Origin of the sequence: Bacillus sp. FSL M8-0277, assembly GCF_037975305.1 — a bacterium.
In the GTDB taxonomy this organism is placed as follows: Bacteria; Bacillota; Bacilli; order Bacillales; family Bacillaceae; genus Bacillus; species Bacillus pumilus.
Window position 1 is genome coordinate 3,341,664 of record NZ_CP150255.1, and the last position, 22,540, is coordinate 3,364,203.

20 protein-coding genes are annotated in these 22,540 nt (G+C 43.5%); 6 read left to right on the forward strand and 14 right to left on the reverse strand.

Annotation, left to right across the window (positions count from 1 at the left end):
• Positions 1-10: 10 nt before the first annotated feature.
• From MKZ05_RS16950 to MKZ05_RS16965, 4 genes are all read right to left on the reverse strand, one after another.
• Positions 11-1,123, reverse strand: a complete 1,113-nt coding sequence (locus tag MKZ05_RS16950; protein WP_339160626.1) for an acyl-CoA dehydrogenase family protein — start codon at positions 1,121-1,123, stop codon at positions 11-13.
• An 11-nt stretch (positions 1,124-1,134) separates the two neighbouring features.
• Positions 1,135-1,998 carry a 3-hydroxybutyryl-CoA dehydrogenase gene (locus MKZ05_RS16955; protein ID WP_003214728.1) on the reverse strand — a complete coding sequence of 288 codons (864 nt, stop codon included), beginning with the start codon at positions 1,996-1,998 and terminating at the stop codon, positions 1,135-1,137.
• Between the two features lie 19 nt (positions 1,999-2,017).
• Positions 2,018-3,193 carry an acetyl-CoA C-acetyltransferase gene (locus tag MKZ05_RS16960; RefSeq protein ID WP_339160629.1) on the reverse strand — a complete coding sequence of 392 codons (1,176 nt, stop codon included), beginning with the start codon at positions 3,191-3,193 and terminating at the stop codon, positions 2,018-2,020.
• Positions 3,194-3,295: 102 nt separating this feature from the next.
• Complete coding sequence (locus MKZ05_RS16965) at positions 3,296-5,407, reverse strand: heterodisulfide reductase-related iron-sulfur binding cluster (RefSeq protein WP_268459168.1); 2,112 nt, start codon at positions 5,405-5,407, stop codon at positions 3,296-3,298.
• 143 nt (positions 5,408-5,550) lie between these two features.
• Here MKZ05_RS16965 and cls (MKZ05_RS16970) point away from each other — a divergent pair, with 143 nt between their 5' ends.
• The 3 genes from cls (MKZ05_RS16970) (at position 5,551) to MKZ05_RS16980 (ending at position 8,050) form a co-directional block, all read left to right on the forward strand.
• Positions 5,551-6,747, forward strand: coding sequence for a cardiolipin synthase (gene cls, locus MKZ05_RS16970; RefSeq protein ID WP_339160631.1), 1,197 nt, complete (start codon positions 5,551-5,553; stop codon positions 6,745-6,747).
• Positions 6,748-6,759: 12 nt separating this feature from the next.
• On the forward strand, positions 6,760-7,722 hold the full coding sequence (gene uvsE, locus MKZ05_RS16975) for a UV DNA damage repair endonuclease UvsE (protein ID WP_339160634.1): 963 nt from the start codon (positions 6,760-6,762) through the stop codon (positions 7,720-7,722).
• Positions 7,723-7,795: 73 nt separating this feature from the next.
• Positions 7,796-8,050 (forward strand): hypothetical protein, encoded by a 255-nt coding sequence (locus tag MKZ05_RS16980; protein ID WP_003215306.1) that lies wholly within the window; start codon positions 7,796-7,798, stop codon positions 8,048-8,050.
• Positions 8,051-8,079: 29 nt separating this feature from the next.
• Here MKZ05_RS16980 and MKZ05_RS16985 read toward each other — a convergent pair whose 3' ends face one another.
• The 3 genes from MKZ05_RS16985 to cls (MKZ05_RS16995) all read right to left on the reverse strand — a co-directional run bounded on the left by MKZ05_RS16985 (position 8,080) and on the right by cls (MKZ05_RS16995) (position 12,480).
• Positions 8,080-9,078 carry a S66 peptidase family protein gene (locus tag MKZ05_RS16985; protein WP_339160636.1) on the reverse strand — a complete coding sequence of 333 codons (999 nt, stop codon included), beginning with the start codon at positions 9,076-9,078 and terminating at the stop codon, positions 8,080-8,082.
• 78 nt (positions 9,079-9,156) lie between these two features.
• Positions 9,157-10,872 carry an ABC transporter ATP-binding protein gene (locus MKZ05_RS16990; protein ID WP_050944708.1) on the reverse strand — a complete coding sequence of 572 codons (1,716 nt, stop codon included), beginning with the start codon at positions 10,870-10,872 and terminating at the stop codon, positions 9,157-9,159.
• A 105-nt stretch (positions 10,873-10,977) separates the two neighbouring features.
• Positions 10,978-12,480: a cardiolipin synthase gene (gene cls, locus MKZ05_RS16995; RefSeq protein WP_284907440.1), complete on the reverse strand. Its 1,503-nt coding sequence runs from the start codon at positions 12,478-12,480 to the stop codon at positions 10,978-10,980.
• A 156-nt stretch (positions 12,481-12,636) separates the two neighbouring features.
• Here cls (MKZ05_RS16995) and MKZ05_RS17000 point away from each other — a divergent pair, with 156 nt between their 5' ends.
• Entirely contained in the window at positions 12,637-13,608 is a 972-nt protein-coding gene (locus MKZ05_RS17000; protein ID WP_339160637.1) for a S66 peptidase family protein, read from the forward strand.
• Between the two features lie 522 nt (positions 13,609-14,130).
• A complete protein-coding gene (locus MKZ05_RS17005; RefSeq protein WP_106066072.1) occupies positions 14,131-14,448 on the forward strand; it encodes a hypothetical protein in 318 nt (105 codons plus the stop codon).
• Positions 14,449-14,499: 51 nt separating this feature from the next.
• Here MKZ05_RS17005 and argS read toward each other — a convergent pair whose 3' ends face one another.
• The 5 genes from argS to speE form a co-directional block, all read right to left on the reverse strand.
• Positions 14,500-16,173 (reverse strand): arginine--tRNA ligase, encoded by a 1,674-nt coding sequence (gene argS / locus MKZ05_RS17010; RefSeq protein WP_050944459.1) that lies wholly within the window; start codon positions 16,171-16,173, stop codon positions 14,500-14,502.
• Entirely contained in the window at positions 16,170-16,592 is a 423-nt protein-coding gene (locus tag MKZ05_RS17015; protein WP_003215400.1) for a DUF1934 family protein, read from the reverse strand. Before MKZ05_RS17015 ends, argS begins: the two co-directional genes overlap by 4 nt.
• A gap of 124 nt (positions 16,593-16,716) precedes the next feature.
• The gene (locus MKZ05_RS17020; protein ID WP_050944460.1) at positions 16,717-17,064 is read right to left on the reverse strand and encodes a hypothetical protein; all 348 of its coding nucleotides are present in this window, start codon (positions 17,062-17,064) and stop codon (positions 16,717-16,719) included.
• Between the two features lie 78 nt (positions 17,065-17,142).
• Positions 17,143-18,015, reverse strand: a complete 873-nt coding sequence (speB, locus tag MKZ05_RS17025) for an agmatinase (RefSeq protein WP_003214818.1) — start codon at positions 18,013-18,015, stop codon at positions 17,143-17,145.
• A gap of 69 nt (positions 18,016-18,084) precedes the next feature.
• The gene (gene speE / locus MKZ05_RS17030) at positions 18,085-18,915 is read right to left on the reverse strand and encodes a spermidine synthase (protein ID WP_339160639.1); all 831 of its coding nucleotides are present in this window, start codon (positions 18,913-18,915) and stop codon (positions 18,085-18,087) included.
• Positions 18,916-19,139: 224 nt separating this feature from the next.
• On the opposite strand from speE, the gene MKZ05_RS17035 reads away from it, so the two are divergent.
• Positions 19,140-21,209: a transglycosylase domain-containing protein gene (locus MKZ05_RS17035; protein ID WP_339160642.1), complete on the forward strand. Its 2,070-nt coding sequence runs from the start codon at positions 19,140-19,142 to the stop codon at positions 21,207-21,209.
• 125 nt (positions 21,210-21,334) lie between these two features.
• Here MKZ05_RS17035 and MKZ05_RS17040 read toward each other — a convergent pair whose 3' ends face one another.
• Positions 21,335-21,853: a YwhD family protein gene (locus tag MKZ05_RS17040; protein ID WP_050944462.1), complete on the reverse strand. Its 519-nt coding sequence runs from the start codon at positions 21,851-21,853 to the stop codon at positions 21,335-21,337.
• A 12-nt stretch (positions 21,854-21,865) separates the two neighbouring features.
• A complete protein-coding gene (locus MKZ05_RS17045) occupies positions 21,866-22,528 on the reverse strand; it encodes a site-2 protease family protein (RefSeq protein ID WP_226804304.1) in 663 nt (220 codons plus the stop codon).
• Positions 22,529-22,540 lie beyond the last annotated feature (12 nt).

Sequence of the window (22,540 nt, forward strand, 5' to 3'; positions counted from 1 at the left end):
CCACCTCGTTTCATATTAGCTGTTTACAAATGACCAGCCTTTGAATTTCACTTGTTCCTTCATAGATTTCACAAACTTTCGCATCACGAAAGTAACGTTGTGCTTGATAGCGATTCGAATAACCATCCATGCCGAGCAAATGGATCACTTCTGTACTGATCTCAACTGCCGTTCTTGAGGCAAATAGCTTTGCCATGGATGCTTCCTTTGTGACCGGACGATTCGCCTCTTTATAAGAAGCCGCTTGATAGACTAATAGTTTGGCTGCTTCAAGCTTCGCTGCCAAATCACCCAGCCGAATGGTCGTTTCTAGACCTGCCGGGTGCTGCTTTAAATAAGTCACTGCCTCAGTTAATGCGGCTTCTGCAATGCCGAGGCTTTGAGCCGCGATACCGATTCTCCCCGCATTTAAACTAGACATGGCTATGTGAAAGCCCTCTCCTTCTGCACCGAGCAGCTGCTGTTTTGGAATCCGCACAGCATCAAAATGAAGCGTAACGGTTTTTGACCCGTGCAGTCCCATCTTTTTCTCATCTTTTCCGATCGTAAATCCTGGTGTATCTTTCTCGACAATGAATGCCGATATATTTTTTTTCGCAGAAGCAGGATCTGTCACGGCAAAGACAAGATACAGTTCTGCTTCCCCGCCGCTTGTGATAAACATTTTTGTACCATTTAACACATAATGGTCGTCTGCCCGCTTTGCCCTTAGCTGAATACTGGAGGCATCTGAGCCTGCCTTCGGTTCAGTCAGGCAAAATGCTCCCAGTTTCTGCCCAGATGCAAGCAGCGGAACATAGGATTCTTTTTGCTCATTCGTTCCAAAAGCCAAAATAGGCATCGTCACAACAGATGTATGAACGGACACAATGACACCGATGGTCGCACTCACTTTGGATAATTCATGAATGGCGATGATATACGTTGTAAAATCTGCTCCTAAGCCTTGAAACGAAGCTGGTATTGGAATCCCCAGAAAGCCTTTTCGTCCCATTTCTGCTAAAAGTGTTCTTGGGAACTGACCTTGTTCCATGGCCTCCACTTCAGGGAATATACGCTGTCTTGCAAATTCTGCTGCCTGTTCTCTCCAGAGTCGCTGTTGATCCGTAAGCAAAACATCCATTTTGACTCCCCCTATGAGTGGTCGTGGTATGTGTAAAAACCTCTCTTTGTCTTTTTGCCCAGCCAGCCTGCATTCACGTATTTTTTCAAAAGAGGACAAGGTCGATATTTGCTATCCCCAAGTCCCTCATGAAGGGTATTCATAATAAATAAACATGTATCTAGTCCGATGAAATCAGCGAGACGAAGTGGCCCCATTGGGTGATTCATTCCAAGCGTCATGACACCGTCAATGCTTTCTGCATCTGCCACGCCTTCATAAAGGGTGTAAATGGCTTCATTGATCATTGGCATCAATATGCGGTTTGATACAAACCCTGGGAAGTCTTCCACTTCAATTGGGGTTTTGTTTAATGTCTTTGCTGTTTCACAAACGAGTTGATACGTGTCGTCACTCGTTTGCAGCGCTCGAATGACCTCAACGAGTTTCATGACAGGCACCGGATTCATAAAATGCATGCCAATCACTTGCTCCGGTCTACTCGTAACAGCTGCTAATTCTGTGATCGACAAGGAGGATGTGTTTGTTGCAAATATCGTCTTCGCCTCTGCAAATTGATCAAGTGTCTCAAAGATTTGTTTTTTCACACTCATTTGTTCAGATGCAGCTTCAATCACTAAACGTGCCTGCTGCACGTCCTTTAAATCTGTAGATACGGCAAGCCGCTGCGTAATATCTCGAACTGCCTGATGGGCTAGCTTTCCTTTTTCTGCTCGTTTCGTCAGTTGTTTGGTCATGGAGGAAATGGCTCGATGAATCTGCTTTTCAGATGCATCATGCAGCAGGACTGTGTAGCCAGACTGAGCAAAAACTTGGGCAATGCCTGATCCCATTTGACCAGCTCCAACGACCATGACGGTTTCTTCTGTACTCATGACGATGAACGCCTCCCTTTTAATCTACCTTTATCATGATGGCATCTCCTTGACCGCCTCCACTGCAAATCGCCGCAATGCCAATACCGCCGCCTCTTTGTTTTAATGCATGAATCAAGGTCAATATGATCCGTGTTCCGCTTGCTCCAATGGGATGACCAAGCGCCACTGCACCACCGTTGATATTCATTTTCCGCCGGTCCAGCCCGATTATTTTTTCACATGCCAGCGCCACAGCTGAGAAGGCCTCATTGATTTCAAATAGATCGATATCCTCTAGACGCTTGCCTGTTTTCTGTAAAATTTTCTCGATAGCAAAGGCTGGTGTTTTCGGAAAATCCTTTGCCTCTACAGCTACCTGCGTATGACCAAGCACGATTGCCAATGGCTTGACGTCATGCTGCTTTGCATATGTGTCTTTCATTAAAAGAAGCGCACTTGCTCCATCATTGACACCTGGTGCATTTCCAGCGGTAATGGTACCCGTTTGATCAAAAACAGGCATGAGCTTTGACAGCCGTTCATATGACGTATCACGACGCGGGGATTCATCTTCTGTCATCAGCCGCTCTCCCGTTTTCGTCTTGACGGTGACGGGAGTGATTTCATGCTGAAAAAAGCCGTTTTTCTGCGCTTCGATCGCTCGTTCATGACTTCTTAATGCCCAAAGGTCTTGCTCTTCCCGCGTGATACCGAACTCCTTCGCAGCCATGCTCCCATACTCACCCATATGAACGCCTGTAAACGAACAGGTTAATCCATCTAAAATCATCGCATCTTGTAGCGCACCATCTCCCATTTTGTAGCCCCATCGCGCTTTTTTTAGCAAATAAGGGGCGTGTGACATGGATTCCATACCGCCCGCTACGATGACCTCCGCATCTCCAGCTCGGATGATTTGATCTGCTGTGCTCACACTGCGCATTCCTGATGCACAGACTTTATTGATGGTTTGCGTCGGAACGGACCACGGAAGATCAGCATATCTTGCTGCTTGCCTTGAAGGAATCTGACCTTGTCCTCCCTGCAAAACACTTCCCATGATGACCTCATCCACATGATGTGATCCCTGCACTCTTTCCAGCGCAGCCTTGATGGCCCTTCCGCCTAGTTTTGCGGCAGTCAACCCACTGAAAGCACCGCCTAGTTTTCCAAATGGTGTTCTTGCTCCAGATACAATGACCGTCTTACTCATGTATGTCCCCTCCAGTTTGTTACCGTTTACATATTGTCTAAACAGCAGATGTACAGCGCCATGTATAAGCCGATGAACATTCTATTCATCGGCCTGTTTTGTTTACGAAACCTGCTTTCCAGCCTCGCCAAACACTGATTTTTCAAGAAGCTCTGCGACATCAAATGTACCTACCTGATCCTCTACTTCCTTTGCCTTCGTGCCATCTCCCAGCATCGTTAAGCAATAAGGACACCCTGAGCTAATGATGGACGGCTGCACCTGTAACGCCTGCTCCGTTCGGGCAGTGTTAATTCGGGTACCTGTCTCTTCTTCCATCCACATTAAGCCCCCGCCTGCACCGCAGCACATACCAGTTTCACGATGACGTTCCATTTCTCTCAGCGTCACACCAGGGATGGCTTTTAAAATGTCTCTCGGTGGATCATACACTTCGTTATATCTGCCTAGGTAGCAAGAGTCGTGGAAGGTGATGACCTCATTCACTTCATGTACAGGCGTTAGCTTCCCTTCTTTCACTAGCTCTGCCAGTAATTCTGTATGATGGTACACTTCTGCCTCAAGCCCGAAGTCTGGATACTCATTTTTAAATAAATTATAGGCGTGCGGATCAACCGTAACGATCTTTGTGACACCGTTTTTCTGGAATTCTTCAATGTTTTTCGCAGCAAGCTCTTGGAATAAAAATTCGTTTCCAAGCCTTCTTGGTGTATCGCCAGAGTTTTTCTCCTTATTTCCTAGAATGGCAAAGGAGACTCCTGCTTCGTTGAGAAGCTTTGCAAAGGCAAGCGCAATCTTTTGGCTTCGATTGTCATATGCTCCCATTGAACCAACCCAGAATAAATAATCGAAGGTTTGATCTGCTTTTTTCAGCTCTTTTACTGTCGGCACGTGCACATCTTCTCTCAGTTCACGCCAATTTTCTCTTTCTTTCCGGTTCAATCCCCACGGGTTCCCTTGGCGCTCTATACTTGTCATGGCACGCTGTGCATCTGCATCCATTTTCCCTTCGGTCAGCACAAGATATCTGCGCATATCAATAATCTTGTCGACGTGTTCATTCATGACAGGGCATTGGTCTTCACAGTTTCGGCACGTCGTACATGCCCAAATTTCTTCCTCTGTAATGACTTCACCAATAAGAGAAGGATGATACATCGAGCTGGCAGCCGATTCCTCTGCACCTGCTCCTCTCGCCTGAAGCGCCAGCTGATTTCCTGTTGTCTGCCTGAAGGCAAGCTGCGGAACCCAAGGCGTCTTCGATGTAATGGCGGCCCCTTTATTGGTTAAATGATCTCTTAACCTTAAAATCAAATCCATAGGAGACAGCATTTTCCCTGTACCTGTTGCTGGGCACATATTTGTGCAGCGCCCGCATTCCACACAGGCGTAAAGGTCGATCAGCTGTGACTGACGGAAGTCTTCAATTTTTCCCACACCGAAGGTCTCTTGTGTCTCATCTTCAAAATCAATTTTTTGCAGCTTGCCTGGCGGGTCTAATCTACTGGCAAATACATTCACCGGCCCTGCAATGAGGTGAGCATGCTTTGACTGCGGGACATACACTAAGAATGTCAGCAAAATCAGGAGATGCACCCACCATGCGACATAAAAAACGACTGTTGCCGCAAGAGGTGAAATACCGCCCAGCAAGAAAGCAACACTGGATGCGATTGGCTCAGTTGGTGATAAAGAGTGTCCATGCCAGATGATATTCATCCCGTTCCCAAGTAAAACGGTCAGCATCAAGCCGCCAATAAATAAAAGCACTAGACCGGATTTAAAGCCACGCTTTAAACGGACAAGCTTCTCCACATACCTTCTATGGAACGCCCAAACAACAGCTACTAAAATGAGAAGTGTGACTACCTCTTGGAAAAAGGTAAAGACACCGTAAAGCGGACCTAAAGGGAGTCCGCTATCTGGAACGAGTCCCTTCATAATAAAATCAAGGGCTCCGAACTGTACAAGGATAAATCCGTAGAAAAACAGCACATGAATGATGCCGCTCTTCTTGTCCTTTAACAGCTTCTTTTGCCCAAATACATTGACCCAAACACGCTCTAAGCGTTTTTTCATGTCTTGTTGGAACTCTTCTTTTTTGCCAAGACGAATGTACGCTGCTCGTGTTCGAATGAGATAAATAAACAAATACACAGCGTAAGCGGTCACCGCCGCAAATGCGATCATGTTCATGATTAAAAGGCTATTCATCTTGCTCCCCCTTTCATTCCCCAAAACCCACTTTGTTCCGTTTCTATGTTGTACCTCTATCATAAATAATGAATGAGTATTCAGTCAATATTTTTTACACGTTTGGGTACACTATTGAAATATGCCAAAAAGGAGGAAGCAACATGATCGCATTGATCATCCTACTCGTACTCATTGTCATCGTTTGTCTCATATTGTTAGACCTTTATATGGGAAAGAAATATTTTTCTACCCGCGCTTTTGAACGATCTTTTGATCAAACAAGCGGTGATGCCGCCTTTTATCATGATGGCGAACCACTCTTTGATCAGCTGCTCACCGATATTCAGCACGCTTCTTCTTCTATTCATATGATGTTCTTTATTGTAAAGAACGACAAGATTGGTCAAAGGGTGTTACAAGCTTTGAAAACAAAAGCGGAACAAGGGGTTTCAGTCTTTTTACTGACCGATCGATTAGGGTCTTATTCGTTTGATCAAAAGTCCATTGACATGCTGGAGAAAAGCGGCATCCAATTTTACTTTTTAAATAAGCCTCGTTTCCCTTTTTTGATTTATCGGTTAAACATGAGAAATCATCGTAAAATCACAGTGATTGATGGAAAGATTGGCTATATTGGCGGGTTTAATATTGGCGATGAATATGTTGGGAAAAAGGGTCGGTTTGGCATTTGGAAGGATTATCATTTGCGCATGACGGGGCAAGTTGTCGCAGATCTCCAGCATGTGTTTTTGAATGATTTATACCGGACATCTGGTATTCATCAGCTGCAATATGAGGTTTTTCCTGCTTTGGAACCGGGAACACTACAATGCACAACACGCGCGACTGCTGGTTTTTCTTTAGAAGCTTTGTTCCTCAAAGATATTCAGCAGGCGAGGAAACAGATCATCATCTGTACACCTTACTTTATTCCATCTGCTCCTCTTCTGAGTGCACTGCTTGATGCACGAAATCGAGGCGTCACGGTTGAAATCATCATCCCAATGAAAGCAGATCATCCACTCGTCAAAGAGGCTGGATTTCATTATTTGAAGGACCTCATTGCCTCCGGCTGCCTTGTTTATCGTTTTTATAAAGGATTTTATCATGCGAAAGCCATTCTAATTGACCAGAGACGCTGTATGATCAGTACGGCAAACTTTGATAAACGCAGCTTGTTTTTAAACGAGGAAGTAGACGTCGCCATTGATGATACCGACTTTACTGCCCACGTAGAGGAAAAGATTCGCGAGCACATAGAAGTGTCTGAGCTTATGACAGAAGAGAAATTGGCACAGCTTCCGCTTCTGTCACGTCCGCTGGAATGGGTTGCCGCCATGTTCTCTTATTTTTTATAAAGGAGATGACCTATGCGTTATCGATTCGGTTATGTATCCAATGCCGTCACCTTGTGGGAGGCTTCTCCTGCCAAGTCGCTGACCTTTGCAAGATACAGCAAGCTCTCAAAGGAAGAAGGAAAAGAGGCGTTATTACGAACAACAAAGGCCAATCTCGTGAATACATTAAGAACGCTTTATTTCGCCATTGCTCATGATATCCCGCTTTACCGTTTTTCGAGTTCGATCGTCCCGCTTGCGACCCATCCCGAGGTACGCTGGGACTTTGTGACACCTTTTCAAAAGGAGTTTCTTGAAATTGGCGAGTTGGTGAAACGGCATGAACTGCGTGTGAGCTTTCACCCCAATCAATTCACCTTGTTTACTAGCCCCAAGCCTTCAATCACAGAAAATGCCGTGATTGATATGACGTACCATTATCAAATGCTTGAGGCGATGAAGCTCGAAAAGGAAGGCTATATGAACATTCATGTGGGCGGTGCGTACGGTGATAAAGAATCGGCGCTTCAACGTTTTGATGACAATATCAAACAGCTTTCGGCGCATATCAAGGCAAGAATGACGCTTGAGAATGATGACAAAACGTATACGTCGTTAGAAACCCTTGGTGTATGTGAAAAGCACGGTATTCCCTTTGTTTTTGATTACCATCATCACGTGGCCAATAAAGATGATGATGCCGTGCTTGAAGACATCCTGCCAAGAATGTTCGACACTTGGACGAGCACTGGCATTCCGCCTAAAATCCATTTATCCTCACCGAAATCAGAAAAAGCCATACGCAGTCATGCAGATGGTGTAGATATGTCCTTTGTCTTACCGCTTTTTCATGCATTAAAACCGTATGGGCGTGATGTAGATTTTATGATTGAGGCGAAGTCAAAGGATCAGGCCCTTCTTAGACTCGTCGAAGAACTATCTGCGATAAGAGGCAACAAGCGAACCGGCGGAGGAACCATTGAGTGGAAATCATAGAGAAAGGTTTATCTCTGTGCAAACAGGGGTAACAAAGCTATTGTGAGAAAGTAATCAACAGGAGGATATGAAGATGTCTCAGATCTATTCAATCCAAATCGCTGCGAAAGCATTAAATTTACATAAGCTTATTTCTCTTTATGAAAAATGCCACCAGGCTCAACATCGTCTATATGTGTATTCTAAAAAAACAATGTGTAACATCAAGAACATCGTAGAGCTTGAAACCTTCAGGCTCACTCATTTAGAATCTGACTACTTAATTGTCGTAGAGGGAAAAAAAGCGCAAGATCTCTTGCAGCCATTTGAAAAAGAGAAGGTTTCATAAAAAAGAGCAGCCATCAGGCCGCTCTTTTGTTATATCCACTCTTTCGTTAACCACACTTGTTTTGAAGCTGCATCCATTTTCACTTGTGCCCCAATTGGCATCGTAAGCATCGGGTGTGTATGGGCACAGTCAAAATCTGCGATGAGCGGTTTCTTTGTCTCTCCAAGCACCTCAAGTAAAATCTTGTAAGGTTCTTTGCCCGTTCCCTCATCATCAAACAGCTCATGTTTCCCCAAAAGAATCCCTGATACCCGCTCAAACACTCCATTTACTTTCAATAAAGAGAAGTTTTTTTCTACAACTGAAGCGGTTTTCATGCAATCTTCAATGAGGAGAATGTCTCCTATTTCGATCGCTGGCATGAATTCACTGCCCCATATGCCGTACATTGCATTCAGGTTTCCGCCAATCAACCTGCCTTCTACCTGTCCTTCTATGACGCACAGCCAATCGTTCGGACGCTGCCCTTTATCACGTGTCTTTTCTTCCCAATTGATTCGTTCATCCGTCCAAAAGGGTGGTTTTTTGATCTGATAAGGAATGGATTGAGGCTGCATCAGGATGTCTTCGAACGACTGATATGTATAAGCAACGAACGGTTCAAACTCCCCAAAAGATGGAACAAGCGCCGGTCCGTAGAATACAGGCAGTCCCGTTTTTTCGTAAGCGGCTAAAAGAATCGCTGTCGCATCTGAATAACCGATCATGATTTTCGGATGTTGTTTCAGCAGCTCAAAATCAAGATAAGGCAGCAAACTATTTGAATTTGTCCCGCCAATCATTGACATGACGCACGCCAAGTCCTCTCGAGCCATTAGCTCATTCAACTCATTGGCTCGTTCTTGAATTGTACCTGAACGGTAGTGATCCTCTTTCCCTGTTAATGATCCTGGTACCACAATGAATCCTTTTTGCTCAAGCCACTCCTTCGCCCGCTCATACCTAAGAGGCGAGGTCGCTGATGCAGGACTTGAAGGTGAAAAAATACCGATCTTATCGCCTTTTTGTAATCGCCGAAGCCCCTTCATTCCATCAGATCCTTCCTACACGAGTTTTTTCTATCCTAACAAAAAAAGACCCTTATCAAAAGGGCTTTATCTTTCTTTTTAATGACCAAACTGCGCTTCGTGCAGTCTGCTATATACGCCGCCCATTTGAATTAAATCTTGGTGGCGGCCTTGTTCTTCAATACCTTCCTCTGTCACGACAATGATACGATCGGCGTGTTTAATTGTTGCAAGGCGGTGGGCAATGACGAGTGTCGTCCTGCCGACAGCTAGTTCGCTCAGTGCATCCTGTATGGCTTTTTCTGTTTCTGTATCAAGTGCTGATGTGGCTTCATCTAGAATGAGAATGGACGGGTTTTTCAGGAACATCCGTGCAATTGATAGACGCTGCTTTTGACCGCCTGACAGTTTGACGCCGCGCTCACCTATCACGGTATTTAACCCTTCTGGGAAACGCTGAACGAGTTCCTCTAAATGCGCACTTCTTACAGCCTCCCAAATCTCTGCATCGCTGGCTTCTAAGTTCCCGTACGCAATGTTTTCACGAATGGTGCCTGAGAATAAAAAGACATCCTGCTGCACAATACCGATCTGCTGCCTTAAAGAAGACAATGTCATCGACTTTGTGCTTATACCATCAATCGTGATCTCCCCTTCATCCACATCATAAAAACGAGGCAGCAGACTGCAAATTGTTGATTTCCCCGCTCCTGAAGGGCCGACAAACGCAACCGTCTCTCCTTGTTTGATCTTTAAATCGATATTCTTTAACACATGACTGTGTTCATCGTAGCCAAATGTTACGTTTCGATATTCAATTTCACCTTTCAATCCGTGTACATCACGTGCTCCCTCTGTATCCTTCACATCCGGCTCTGTGTCTAGCAAATCGACATAGCTTTTAAAGCCCGCAATGCCTTTCGGATACATTTCAATGACCGTGTTGATTTTATCAATCGGTCTAAATAAAACATTTGTGATCAGAACAAATGCGATAAAGCCACCTGCCGTTAATTGACCTTGCAGGACAAACCATGTACCTGCGAGAAGGACAAACAGTGTCACAAGACGTGTGAGAATATAGCTAATCGATCCATTGACCGACATAATTTTATAAGAAAGAAGCTTCGCCTTACGAAAACGGTTGTTGTTTTCCGCAAAACGCTTTTTCTCGAAATGTTCATTGGCAAAGGCTTGAACAAGACGAATGCCCCCAATATTGTTTTCAACCCTCGCATGAAAGTCTCCAATGTCATTGTTGAGCTGTGTAATCGCCTTCGTCATCTTTTTATTAAAATGTAGGGCGAGCCAAATGATGACAGGCATGATGAGGAAGGTTAAAATGGCCAGCTGCCAGTTAATCATCAGCATGACTGCAAAGGCACCAAGAATCGTCATAATCGCTATAAACAAATCTTCAGGACCGTGATGCGCCACTTCTCCAATGTACATGAGGTCGTTTGTCATCCGTGACATGAGCTTCCCCGTTTTGTTGTTGTCAAAGAATTTAAAGGATAGTCGCTGAAAGTGATCAAACAGCTTTTTCCTCATATCTGTTTCAATATTGATGCCAAGCATATGCCCCCAATACGACACAATAAATTGCATAACCGAGCTGAGGGCATAAATGACAAACAGCGCAAGTGCCGTCCAGACAATGACTGTCCAGTTCCCTGTTGGCAACAATGTATCAATGAAGTAGTTCACGATAAGCGGGAAACCCAGTTCCATCAATCCAACGGCGACAGCGCAAAAGAAATCTAAAAAGAACAGACCTCGATAGGGCCTGTAATAGGCGAAAAAGCGTTTTAACATATGTAAAAGAACCTCATTTCCTCTATAATTGATAATCATTTTCAATTATAGAGGAATCCTCTTCAAAATACTAGATTAGGAAATGATTTCTTTGACTAGAAATCCTCATAGAACGCCAGAAAACAACCGAGCAAATGATTCCTTTAATCGCTCTTTTAAGCCTCTTTTATAAAAATGAACAGGTCCCATTTGCTCACATTCTTTCATATCTTCTTCATAATGTGCCATCAGCTGCTCAATGGGCTTTTTCGCGGCCGTAAAGACATTGACCTCAAAATTGAGCTGAAAGCTTCTCATATCCACATTTGCGGTACCGACAGAGGCAAGTTCTCCATCTGCAATCATCACTTTTTGATGCATGAAGCCCTTTTGGTAGTGATACACCTTGATGCCCTCTTTTAGGAGCTCAGAAAAATAGGACCGTGTGGCGTATTGTGTGAGAAAGCCATCATTGATCTCCGGAACCATCACCCGGACATCCACCCCTCTTGTCGCAGCAATTTTCAATGCCGTACGAAGGGATTCATTTGGGACAAAATAAGGTGTCGCAATCCAGACAAATTGTTTCGCATTTGAGATGAGTGCATCATATAAATCACTCATACTTTCTTTCATATCGGGTCCAGTTGGTACAACCTGAATGACATCCTCTCCCGTCACAGGATGCGGAGTATGATATTTCGGATCATCAATTAATACTTCATCTGAAACATACTCCCAGTCGAGCATAAACACAGAGTGAAGGGTTTGGACAGCCTCACCCTTTAACATCGTATGCGTATCACGCCAAAAACCGATATTTTCATCACGTCCGACATATTCTTTTCCGACATTTAACCCGCCGACAAATCCTGTCTTCCCATCAATGATCACGATTTTTCGGTGATTGCGGAAATTGATTTTTTGATTAAAGAAACCATATTTTAAAGGCAGAAAAGGAGCGACCTTGACTCCTGCCTGCTTCAAGCGTTTAATATCTTTTCGGGAGAAGCGAATGCTGCCAGCCGCATCATAGATGAAGCGAACCTCTACCCCTTCTTTCACTTTTTCTATCAAAATCTCCATCATCCGGTGCCCGAGGAAATCCGATTTGAACATGTAGTATTCTATATGGATGAACGATTTTGCCTTTTTTAATTCTTCAAAAATACGGGGAAACGTCTCCTCCCCATTTTTTAAAATGTCCATATCACTATTTGTGTTCACATGCATGCCTGTTGCTTTTTCTGTGTAATGAAAAAAAGTCCGCTGATTTTCGGTTAGACTTGATTCATCCGGCTTGCTCTCAAGCTCAGATATTCTGCGTAGTTTTTCACGGTTGTACATTCTCTTTGATTTGAATAAATGACCTTTCACATAGAGCTGTCCCGAGAACAAATAAAACATATAGCCAATGATTGGGAAAAAGATTAGCACATACATCCATAAGAGTGTGTGCTGTGATGTACGGTTCTCTAGCATAAGCGAGATGATACTAAATAAAATAATGGCGAGATAAACTGCTGCGTACAGCTGAACACTCCACGCTGGAACCGGCCACCAATACACCACATATGCCCCGAATATCATAAAATATAAAAATAAAAATTCCAGTCTCCTCTTTTTCACATTCTTCGCCCTCATTCGTTTCTGTCTTTTCTCTTCCATACCCTTTGCACAGCTTGTATGAAACGCACGGTCCACTTCTTTCTTCTAGCTTTTACAGACTTGGACCATTTGATCCGATATAATGGATAAATATGTGATGGAAAGGAAGATTTGTTTATGCATACACCACCTCCTTTAAAAAAAGGCAGTCATCTTCGTGTCATTGCCCCAAGCCGAAGTGCCAGCATTTTATCAAAAGAAGGAATCGCTCAAGCAAAAAAGCGTTTAGAGATGTTAGGCTTCACTGTCTCCTTTGGACAGCACACGTTTGAATGTGACCTTCACTCCTCTTCATCTATTGAGCACCGCTTGTCTGATCTGCATGAGGCGTTCATGGATGATGAAGTTGACGGTATTTTGACAGCAATCGGAGGCTTCAATTGCAATGAGCTCTTGCCTTATATTGATTACGACTTGATTCGTCAGCACCCAAAAGTTCTTTGCGGCTACAGTGATATTACCGCACTCGCAAGTGCTATTACTGCCAAATGTGAGATGGTGACATACTCTGGACCCCATTTCTCCAGCTTTCAAATGGAACAGGGACAAGAGGAGCAGACCGCTATGTTTCAAGCCTGCTTGATGAATGGTAGTGAGTCTTTTAATGTGAATCCTTCGACAAAGTGGAGTGATGATGCGTGGTATCTTGATCAAGCGAACAGACAGTTTCATCCGACGAAATGGGGAATATATCAAAAGGGAACAGCCGAAGGTACCTTGTATGGCGGTAACCTTTGTACACTGAACTTACTGCAAGGGACATCGTTTATGCCTCATATTAAGGATGCCATCTTATTTGTGGAGGATGATGATTTGGTTTTCCCTGAAATGTTCGCCAGAGACCTCACATCCCTCTTACAGCATGCAGAATCCATTAAAGGGCTGATCATCGGACGCTTTCAGAAGAAATCCAAGATGACAGAGGAACATTTGAGATTTATCCTAGATAAGCACCCAATGCTCAAACACATTCCAGTGTTCTACGATGTCGATATCGGACATACACAGCCGGTCTTCACCTTACCGATTGGCGGAAACGTTCAGCTAGCGTGTGAAAATGGAGACGTGAAGCTGCGTATTCATTCATAACTAATAAAAGCCAAAAAGCACCCGAATATGTGGTGCTTTTTTCTATGCCACCAACTTTTTTAAAAATTTTTTAGAAAAAGTGATCCAACCCTCCATCCCCTTCGTTAAGTAGATGTAAAAAGAAAAGAGAGGAGGCAAAAACATGTTCTCTGATGTACTTAACCAATTATTCGATTCTATCTCTAACATTATTAATACACTTGGATAATTCTAATTAACGCACACATACTACATGCTTACCGAAGGGAGGATGCACTCTATGTTTTCTGATGTACTTAGTCAATTATTCGATTCTATTTCTAACATTATTAATACGCTTGGGTAATGTTCAACATCCGCTGTCTCTAGTAGATAGCGGATGTTTTTATTTAACAGATTCTGAATGGAATCAATTTAAATAACTATAAGGAACCTTGTTTGATTATCATCAATTCAAAAGACCTTTTATGAACTTGTTTCTACAAATCCAATTGGATGTTATGATCTATTAAAGGAATATATTAACTATATGAAGGAGATATAATGATAAAACGTTTGATTGGTTTGCTTTTTATTACCCTTTGTATTGTTGGATTAAGCTTCACTTCAAAAACTCTCACCCTTTCTGAAGAGGAATTAGATGAAAAGGTCATCCACGTATTGGACTCATTATGGGAAGAGCATGCATTGTTTAACTATCAAATTATCAAGACAGATCCCACAATTTCCATCGGCATCGATACTTCAAAAGATATGGCAAGTTTGCAATCTGTCTTAGAAAAGAAACTTCCTAAACAAGCATTAGAGGATTATGAAATTGAGATTTTTCAGAGAAATAAAAGTGATCTAAAAGCTGATTGATGAAAAACACGAAGAAACCCACTCTCGTTCCGAGCGGGTTTCTTCGTGTTCTTACATCTTTTCCGGTGCCGATACGCCAATGAGTTTTAATGCATTCGCCAGCGTAATTTGTGTTGCTTTCATGAGTGAAAGACGTGCTGTTGTTTTTGTTTCGTTTTCTACATCAATGACCTTCTCGGCATTGTAGAAGCTGTGAAGGGCTGATGCAAGGTCATAAATATAGTTCGTCACGCGGTGCGGAATACGCTTTTCAGCTGCTTCTGCTACAACTTCTGGGAAGCTACCAATGATTTTGAGAAGATCGTATTCTTTTTCCGATTGAATGTGAGAGAAATCTGCTTTTTCAAGGTTTGGCTCGTAGCCTTTTTCTTCCCCTTGACGCAGCATGCTGCAAATTCTCGCATGGGCATATTGTGCGTAGTACACAGGGTTTTCGTTAGACGTAGAAATCGCTAAGTCTAGGTCAAAGTCCATATGTGTCGCCGCACTTCTCATCGCGAAGAAATAACGAGTGGCATCTAGGCCTACTTCTTCAATCAGATCACGCATGGTGACGGCTTTTCCTGTACGTTTACTCATCTTCATCTTTTCACCGTTTTTGTATAGGTGAACGAGCTGAATGATTTCTACTTCAAGCTTGCCAGCAGGATATCCAAGTGCTTGAATCGCCGCTTTCATTCGAGGGATATAGCCGTGATGGTCCGCTCCCCAAATGTTAATGAGCTGATCAAAGCCTCTGTCTAATTTGTCTTTATGATATGCGATATCTGGAAGCAAGTAAGTGAAGCTGCCGTCTTTTTTAATGAGCACGCGGTCCTTGTCATCGCCAAAATCAGTTGAACGCAGCCACGTTGCGCCGTCTTCTTCAAAGACATAGCCTTTAGCGCGAAGTGTTTCCAGCGCTGGTTCGATTTTACCGTTTTCATATAAAGAGGTTTCTGAATACCATACATCAAATGGGACACGGAAATTCTCAAGGTCTACACGTAATTTCTCTAACTCATATTTTAAGCCGTATTCACGGAAGAACATCATACGCTCTTCTTCTGGCTCATGCACGAAACGGTCACCAAATTCATCTGCCAGCTTTTGCCCGATGCCTTTGATGTCTTCTCCTCTATAGCCGTCTTCAGGCATCTCTTTTTCAAGACCGAGCGCCTCAAAGTAACGTACCTCTACAGATAAAGCGAGGTTATTGATCTGATTGCCTGCATCGTTGATATAGTATTCACGGCTCACCTCGAACCCTGCTTTATCAAGGATGTTGCAAAGAGAATCACCTACAGCTGCTCCGCGGGCATGTCCAAGGTGAAGGTCACCTGTTGGGTTGGCTGAGACGAATTCAACTTGCACCTTTTGGCCGCCGCCTGTATTCGTTTCACCATATGCCTCTTTTGCTTCAAGGACAGCTGGGATCAGCTTTGTTAAATACTGATTGTTCATATAAATATTAATGAACCCTGGACCTGCGATATCCAGTTTTTCAATAGAAGCTTTCCCTTTATCAAACGCTTTGACAATGTCCTCTGCGATTTGACGAGGTGCTTTTTTTGCAATGCGGGCAAGCTGCATCGCCATGTTGGTGGAGTAATCACCGTGAGTTTTATCTTTCGGCACTTCTAAAAGGACATCTGGTACCTGGCTTTCATCAGCAAGTCCTGCTTTGACGACTGCCGCAATAATTTCTTCCTTTAACGCATCTTTGACCTGTTCTGCGATATTCATGAACGTAAATCCTCCTTATACGAAATCGATAATGTATGTAAATGCTTTTGATCTTCCCCTGTCAGCATATCGTACGTAATGTGCAGCAGTCCCTTGTCCACATCGAGATCAATGCCATGTGTGTGTACATCAAGCTGTAGTGTACCGAATGGCATCGTGTAATGTGTGACGGTCGTTTCTCCAATGAGAAAGCGCTGCTTCATTTGAATGGCCCCTGATCTCATGACAAAAATTTCTTTTTCACTCATTTTCACAACGGTTTTTACTTGACCCATTTCATGTTCTTCATGGTAAGTGAGATACGTTTTGTCATTCTTTTCTTGATACGTTCCAGTCGTGCGGAATTCGATCGTTTCAGCCGGCTCCGTCTCTGGTTTCATCACTGACTTTACATGAATTGAAATTTGGTTTTGTGTCATTTTGCACTTCCTTTGCTAAGACCCGTTTAACTAAAATAGTATACCATATTCATGATCGCCTATCATACCATCATTTCTCTTCTTCACTGCGATTAAACTTCGTTTTTGATCTTACACCATCCCTTTAGAAAAAAAGAAACAGGAAACTCACTAATACCACCAATCCAGCCTTTACGCCCATGTCTTTTCTTTTGATTAAATAAAAAAGAGCTTGTACGCCTGAACTTGCCAAAAATGCCTGAAAAAAATCAAATGGCACGATCTGTGCTCGCTTAAATACCACCTGCATGAATAACGCAATGGCCGTCAGATAGAAAAAGCCTCGATCTTGAAACAACCCCAACATCTCTTCCTTTGCTACCTTTTTCGAAGCAAAAACGGGCGGCGCAGCTGCGAGCTCTCGTTTCAGAGTGAGAAAACCCGCCGCTAACACACAAAAGGCGAGAAGCACCATCAATATAGAAGAAAACATGAACTGCCTCCTTTATTTTTTGATCCATGTAAAAAAAGAGCTTGTCCACATGAGATGACAAGCTCCTCTATCAAGGTGTTATTTCACAAATCCAAGCAGCATTTCGCGTAAAAGCTTGCTCGCTGTATTCGCTGTTTGGTCGGAATGATCGTATACAGGTGCTACCTCTACAAGGTCTGCACCGACTACTTGAACCTCAGATCCTGCAATGGCATGAATGGATGCAAGCAGCTCTTTTGATGTAATACCGCCAGCATCCACCGTGCCTGTACCAGGTGCATGAGCTGGGTCGAGTACATCAATGTCGATCGTCACATAAACTGGACGCCCCTTCAGCTTTGGCAATACTTGCTTCAACGGCTCCAGCACTTCAAATTTAGAAATGTGCATGCCCGCTTCTTTTGCCCATTCAAATTCTTCCTTCATCCCAGAACGAATCCCAAAAGAGAACACATTCTCAGGTCCAATGAGTCCTGCTACTTTACGAATCGGGGTAGAATGAGACAGAGGCTCACCCTCGTATTCCTCACGAAGATCCGTATGTGCGTCCATATGGATAATCGCCAAATCAGGATATTTCTTATGCATCGCGCGGAAAACCGGCCAAGACACAAGATGCTCGCCGCCCATTCCTAATGGAAACTTCCCTTTTTCTAAAATGCTGTCGACATACTCTTCAATTAAGTCCAAGCTTTTCTGAGCATTTCCAAAAGGAAGCGGAATGTCACCGGCATCAAAGAATGGTACTTCGTGCAGCTCACGATCTAAATAAGGACTGTATTCTTCTAATCCAATCGAAACTTCACGAATACGGTTTGGACCAAAACGTGAGCCTGGTCTATAACTGACGGTCCAATCCATCGGCATACCGTATAAAATGACTTTTGCATCTTCCCATGTCGGATGACTTCCAATAAACACTTTTCCTGAATAAGCCTCGTCGAATCTCATGCAAGATTCCTCCTTTTACGCTTCAAAAAATGCGCAAACTGTTATTTGCGCATTTCCTCTTCGCTTCATTTATTTGATTAAGTCGCTCACAAATTTCGGCAGAACGAATGCTGCTTTGTGCAATTCTTTTGTGTAATATTTCGTGTCAATATCAAAGAAACGGCTGTCTTCTACAGCAAGTGGATCATATTTTTTTGAACCGATGGTAAATGTCCAAAGACCACTTGGATACGTTGGAATATTTGCTGTGTAAAGCTTCGTGATTGGGAAAATCTCTTTCACATCACGCTGTACATTTGTAATCAGCTCAGGTGTGAACCAAGGGTTGTCCGTTTGTGCCACGAAAATACCGTCTTCTTTGAGTGCTTTTGAAATTCCTGCGTAAAATCCTTTAGAGAACAGGTTCACAGCTGGTCCAACTGGTTCAGTTGAGTCCACCATGATAACATCGTACTCATTGTCAGCTTCAGCAATATGCATAAAGCCGTCTCCAACTTTGACATCTACACGAGGATCGTCTAGTTTCCTAGCAATCGAAGGAAGAAATTTTTTCGAGTATTCGATGACTTTGCCATCAATATCAACAAGTGTCGCTTTTTTCACACTTGGATGCTTCAGGATTTCACGAATGACACCGCCGTCTCCTCCACCTACGACAAGAACATTTTCCGGGTTTGGATGAGTGAAAAGAGGAACATGTGCCACCATTTCGTGGTATACAAACTCATCTTTCTCAGACGTCATCACCATACCGTCTAAAAACAGCATATTGCCAAACTCTTCTGTTTCCACCATTTCTAAATGCTGAAAATCTGTTTGTTCTGTGTGAAGGGTTTTGTTCACCTTCAAAGTAATACCAAAATTCTTCGTTTGCTTCTCTGTATACCAAAGTTCGCTCATTGTCCATCTTCCTCTCATCCAATAATAAACAAACATCTATTGTTAGCGCCTTTAACGGCTATGACTATATCGATTGTCCAAGAAAAAAGTATAGTGGATTCATATCAAATTGTAAAGAACCGCATGAGTTCTCTTCAATTTTAATGCACGCTCTTGCAATCATTTGTTTAAAACGGTTTTCTTTGTTCCATACTGATAAAAAACCGTCAAAATGGGGGCTTTGCATGGACACAATCATGAGTAATAAAAAAATCCGCATGACCGTGAAAACGATTCGAGCCTGTTTTTTTATTGGCTTGCTCGCTTTTCTATTTGCAGGCACTGTCTTTTTGACGATTCTTTTAATAGCCAAATGGCAAGGCGCCCCTTCTGTTCAAGTTCCCCAATCTACGACGATTTATGCAGCCGATGGTTCAAAGCTTGGAGAATCCAGCTTTGGAGAAAAGAGATATTGGGTGCCCTTAAAGGACATGTCCCCTCATATCAGGCAGGCAGCTGTAGCTGTTGAGGATAAAACCTTTTATGAGCATCATGGCTTTGATGTGAAACGGATGGCGGGTGCTGCAGTGGCTGATATTCGTGCCATGGCTAAGGTACAAGGCGCAAGCACGATCACCCAGCAATATGCACGAAATCTGTATTTAGATCATGATAAAACGTGGAAGCGAAAATGGAATGAAGCCTTTTACACGATTCGCTTAGAGCAAAACTATACAAAAGATGAGATTTTAGAAGGATACTTGAACACCATTTATTATGGTCATGGAGCTTATGGCGTAGAAGCGGCGTCCCGTCTGTATTTCGGGAAAAAAGCGAAGAATTTAACCCTCGCTGAATCTGCCTTACTTGCCGGTATCCCAAAGGGCCCTTCTCTCTACTCCCCTTATGTGAATGAAGAGAAAGCCGGCGCAAGAAAGAATATGATTCTGAGGCACATGCAAGAGGACGGCATGATTACGAAAAAGGCAGCCGCTGAAGCCGCGAAAGAAAAACTGTCCTATCGCCCTTTGCAAAAGAAGCAGCTGCAAGCAAAGCAAGCTCCGTATTTTTATGATGATGTGATTCGTGAGTTGAAACAAAGCTTGGGGTTAACTGAGGAGCAGATCGAAACCTATGGCCTTCATATCCAAACGACTTTAAATCCAGAATTACAGAAAATGGCTGAGAAGACGTTGAAAAGCACAATCTATTCGAAATCAGATATCCAAATCGGCTTTACTGCTATCCATCCCCAAACAGGTCATGTACTCGCCCTCATCGGGGGAAGAGATTATGAGAAAAGTCCATTCAACCGAGTGACACAAGCGAAAAGACAGCCCGGTTCAACAATGAAGCCTCTTCTTTATTACATTGCCTTGCAAAACGGGTTTACACCAGCAACCGTCATGCGCAGTGAAGAAACGGTTTTTGAGCTCGATGATCAAGGAAGCGGTGCTGCTTATTCACCAAGCAATTACCATGGCTATTACGCAAATGATGGCATTACGATGCTTCAAGCCTTGGCGCTGTCTGATAATATTTATGCCGTGAAAACCCATCTATTTTTAGGAATGAAACAGCTTGTACGTGCGGGCAAAACATTTGGCATCAACGAAAAACTAGATCAGGTGCCATCACTTGCCCTAGGCACGTCTCCTGTCAAACCAATTGAAATGACCAATGCTTACGCAATGCTTGTCAATGGCGGAAAACGAGTCAAACCCACCTTTATTACAAAAGTAACGGATGCTAAAGGCAACGTGCTTTTTGAAGAAAAACAAAAACGAGAGCAAGTCCTAGATGAAAAGGCAGCCTTTGTCACCACCGACATGATGTCAGGAATGTTCAATGATCAGTTAAACGGCTATACGAGTGTCACAGGCCGCACCATTATGAAGGATCTCACGCGAACATACGGAGGAAAATCGGGAACGACAGGAGCCGACAGCTGGATGATCGGCTTCTCTCCCCAGCTCGTCACAGGTGTGTGGACAGGCTATGATAAAGGGCGTACCATTGACTCGGTCGAAGAAACAGCCTATGCAAAAAAGATATGGGCATCCTTTATGGAATCAGCCCTCTCCAAACAGCCAGCCTCCTCCTTCATGCCGCCAGACGGCGTAAAAGGTGTGTATATCAATCCAAAAACCGGCGATCTCGCAGGCCCAGGATGTGAATCAAAGGTATTCACCTATTTTATAGAAGGAACGGAGCCGACAGGTGTGTGCTACGGTGCTGAGGATAAATCATCTGAGCAAGATCCAGTTCAAGATCAAAAACCAAAGAAATGGTGGGAAAAGTGGCTGAAACGTTAAAAAAAGACATGAAAAACCCCGAGATTTACATCTCGGGATTCTCCATGTCCTAGCTTTAACACCAGTTTACTCAAAAACCAGCTGGAATTGGTAATGATTCGCCATTCTTCACAAAAAATTCACAATTATACAGAGACAGACAATCCTTCTTTTAATTCATCTGTGGATGCTTCCCATAGTGCTTCATTATGACTCTTCAAGAAATCAGCCAGCACCTTTTTCGATACATCATCCATATGACTGACGACGATATTTCGCTTCATTGATTTATCCATGAAATTCACATGCTCTGGAAGCGACTTATACCCGCGGCGGATTGAACGGTCGACGGTCATTTCGCAAGCCGTCACACCCGCATAATAAGGACCTTCTTCTCTGCGGTCAATGGTCACCCATACGAGCCAATACGGCTTTCCGTTCGGTACCTCTTCTTTGCTTTTCAAGAATTTAATTCCTTTTTCCACGGCACTTCTTGCATGCATCGCACCAATATCAATGACAGCTTCCTTTTCCTCTACGTCAATGATCACCGGCGAAATGTTATCTAGGCTGAGCGCACCAGCTCCAAATCCTCCGTGTCCGTCGGTTGCATCTGTTTTTTTAATGATGTTAAAACCAATTGGTTTCTTCTTTTTACCTTCCATTCATTAAACCTCCTAAAGCAGCGGCTTCAAAATAAGATTAAACCATTGAATGATTTGATCCCGCATTCCGATCAATGGACCAAAAATAAATTGTCCTAGCGGCGTGATCACGAATATGAGAAAAATAATGATCCCATATTGTTCGAATTGCGTCATTTTCGCACGGATACGGGGGCTGACGACGTCCTCAATAATACGATACCCATCCAGCGGCGGAAGTGGCAATAAGTTAAATAGGAACAAAATGACGTTCAAGTTAATAAATATCCGGAAGAAATGATCAACTCCCGGCTCAAAGCGCATGAGCGACTCCCCGCCAAACTTCTGAAGAAGCACGTACACGAAAAAGCCTAGAAACGCCAACACTAAGTTACTTAAAGGGCCAGCAATCGAGACGCAGATTCCTGCTAAGCGCGGGTTTTTAAAATGGTAACGATTGACCGGTACAGGTCTCGCCCAGCCAAACCCGGCGACAAAGATCAAAATCGTCCCAAATACATCGAGATGCTTCAGTGGATTTAATGTGAGTCTCCCTTGGTTCTTAGCTGTCGGGTCGCCGAAACGATACGCAACATATGCATGCGCCAGCTCGTGCATCGTAAATGCAACAACAAGCGTAATGGCGACATATGGAATGAGTTCTAATGGATACACAAGAAATTGGTTCAAAGGCATGAATCCCTCTTT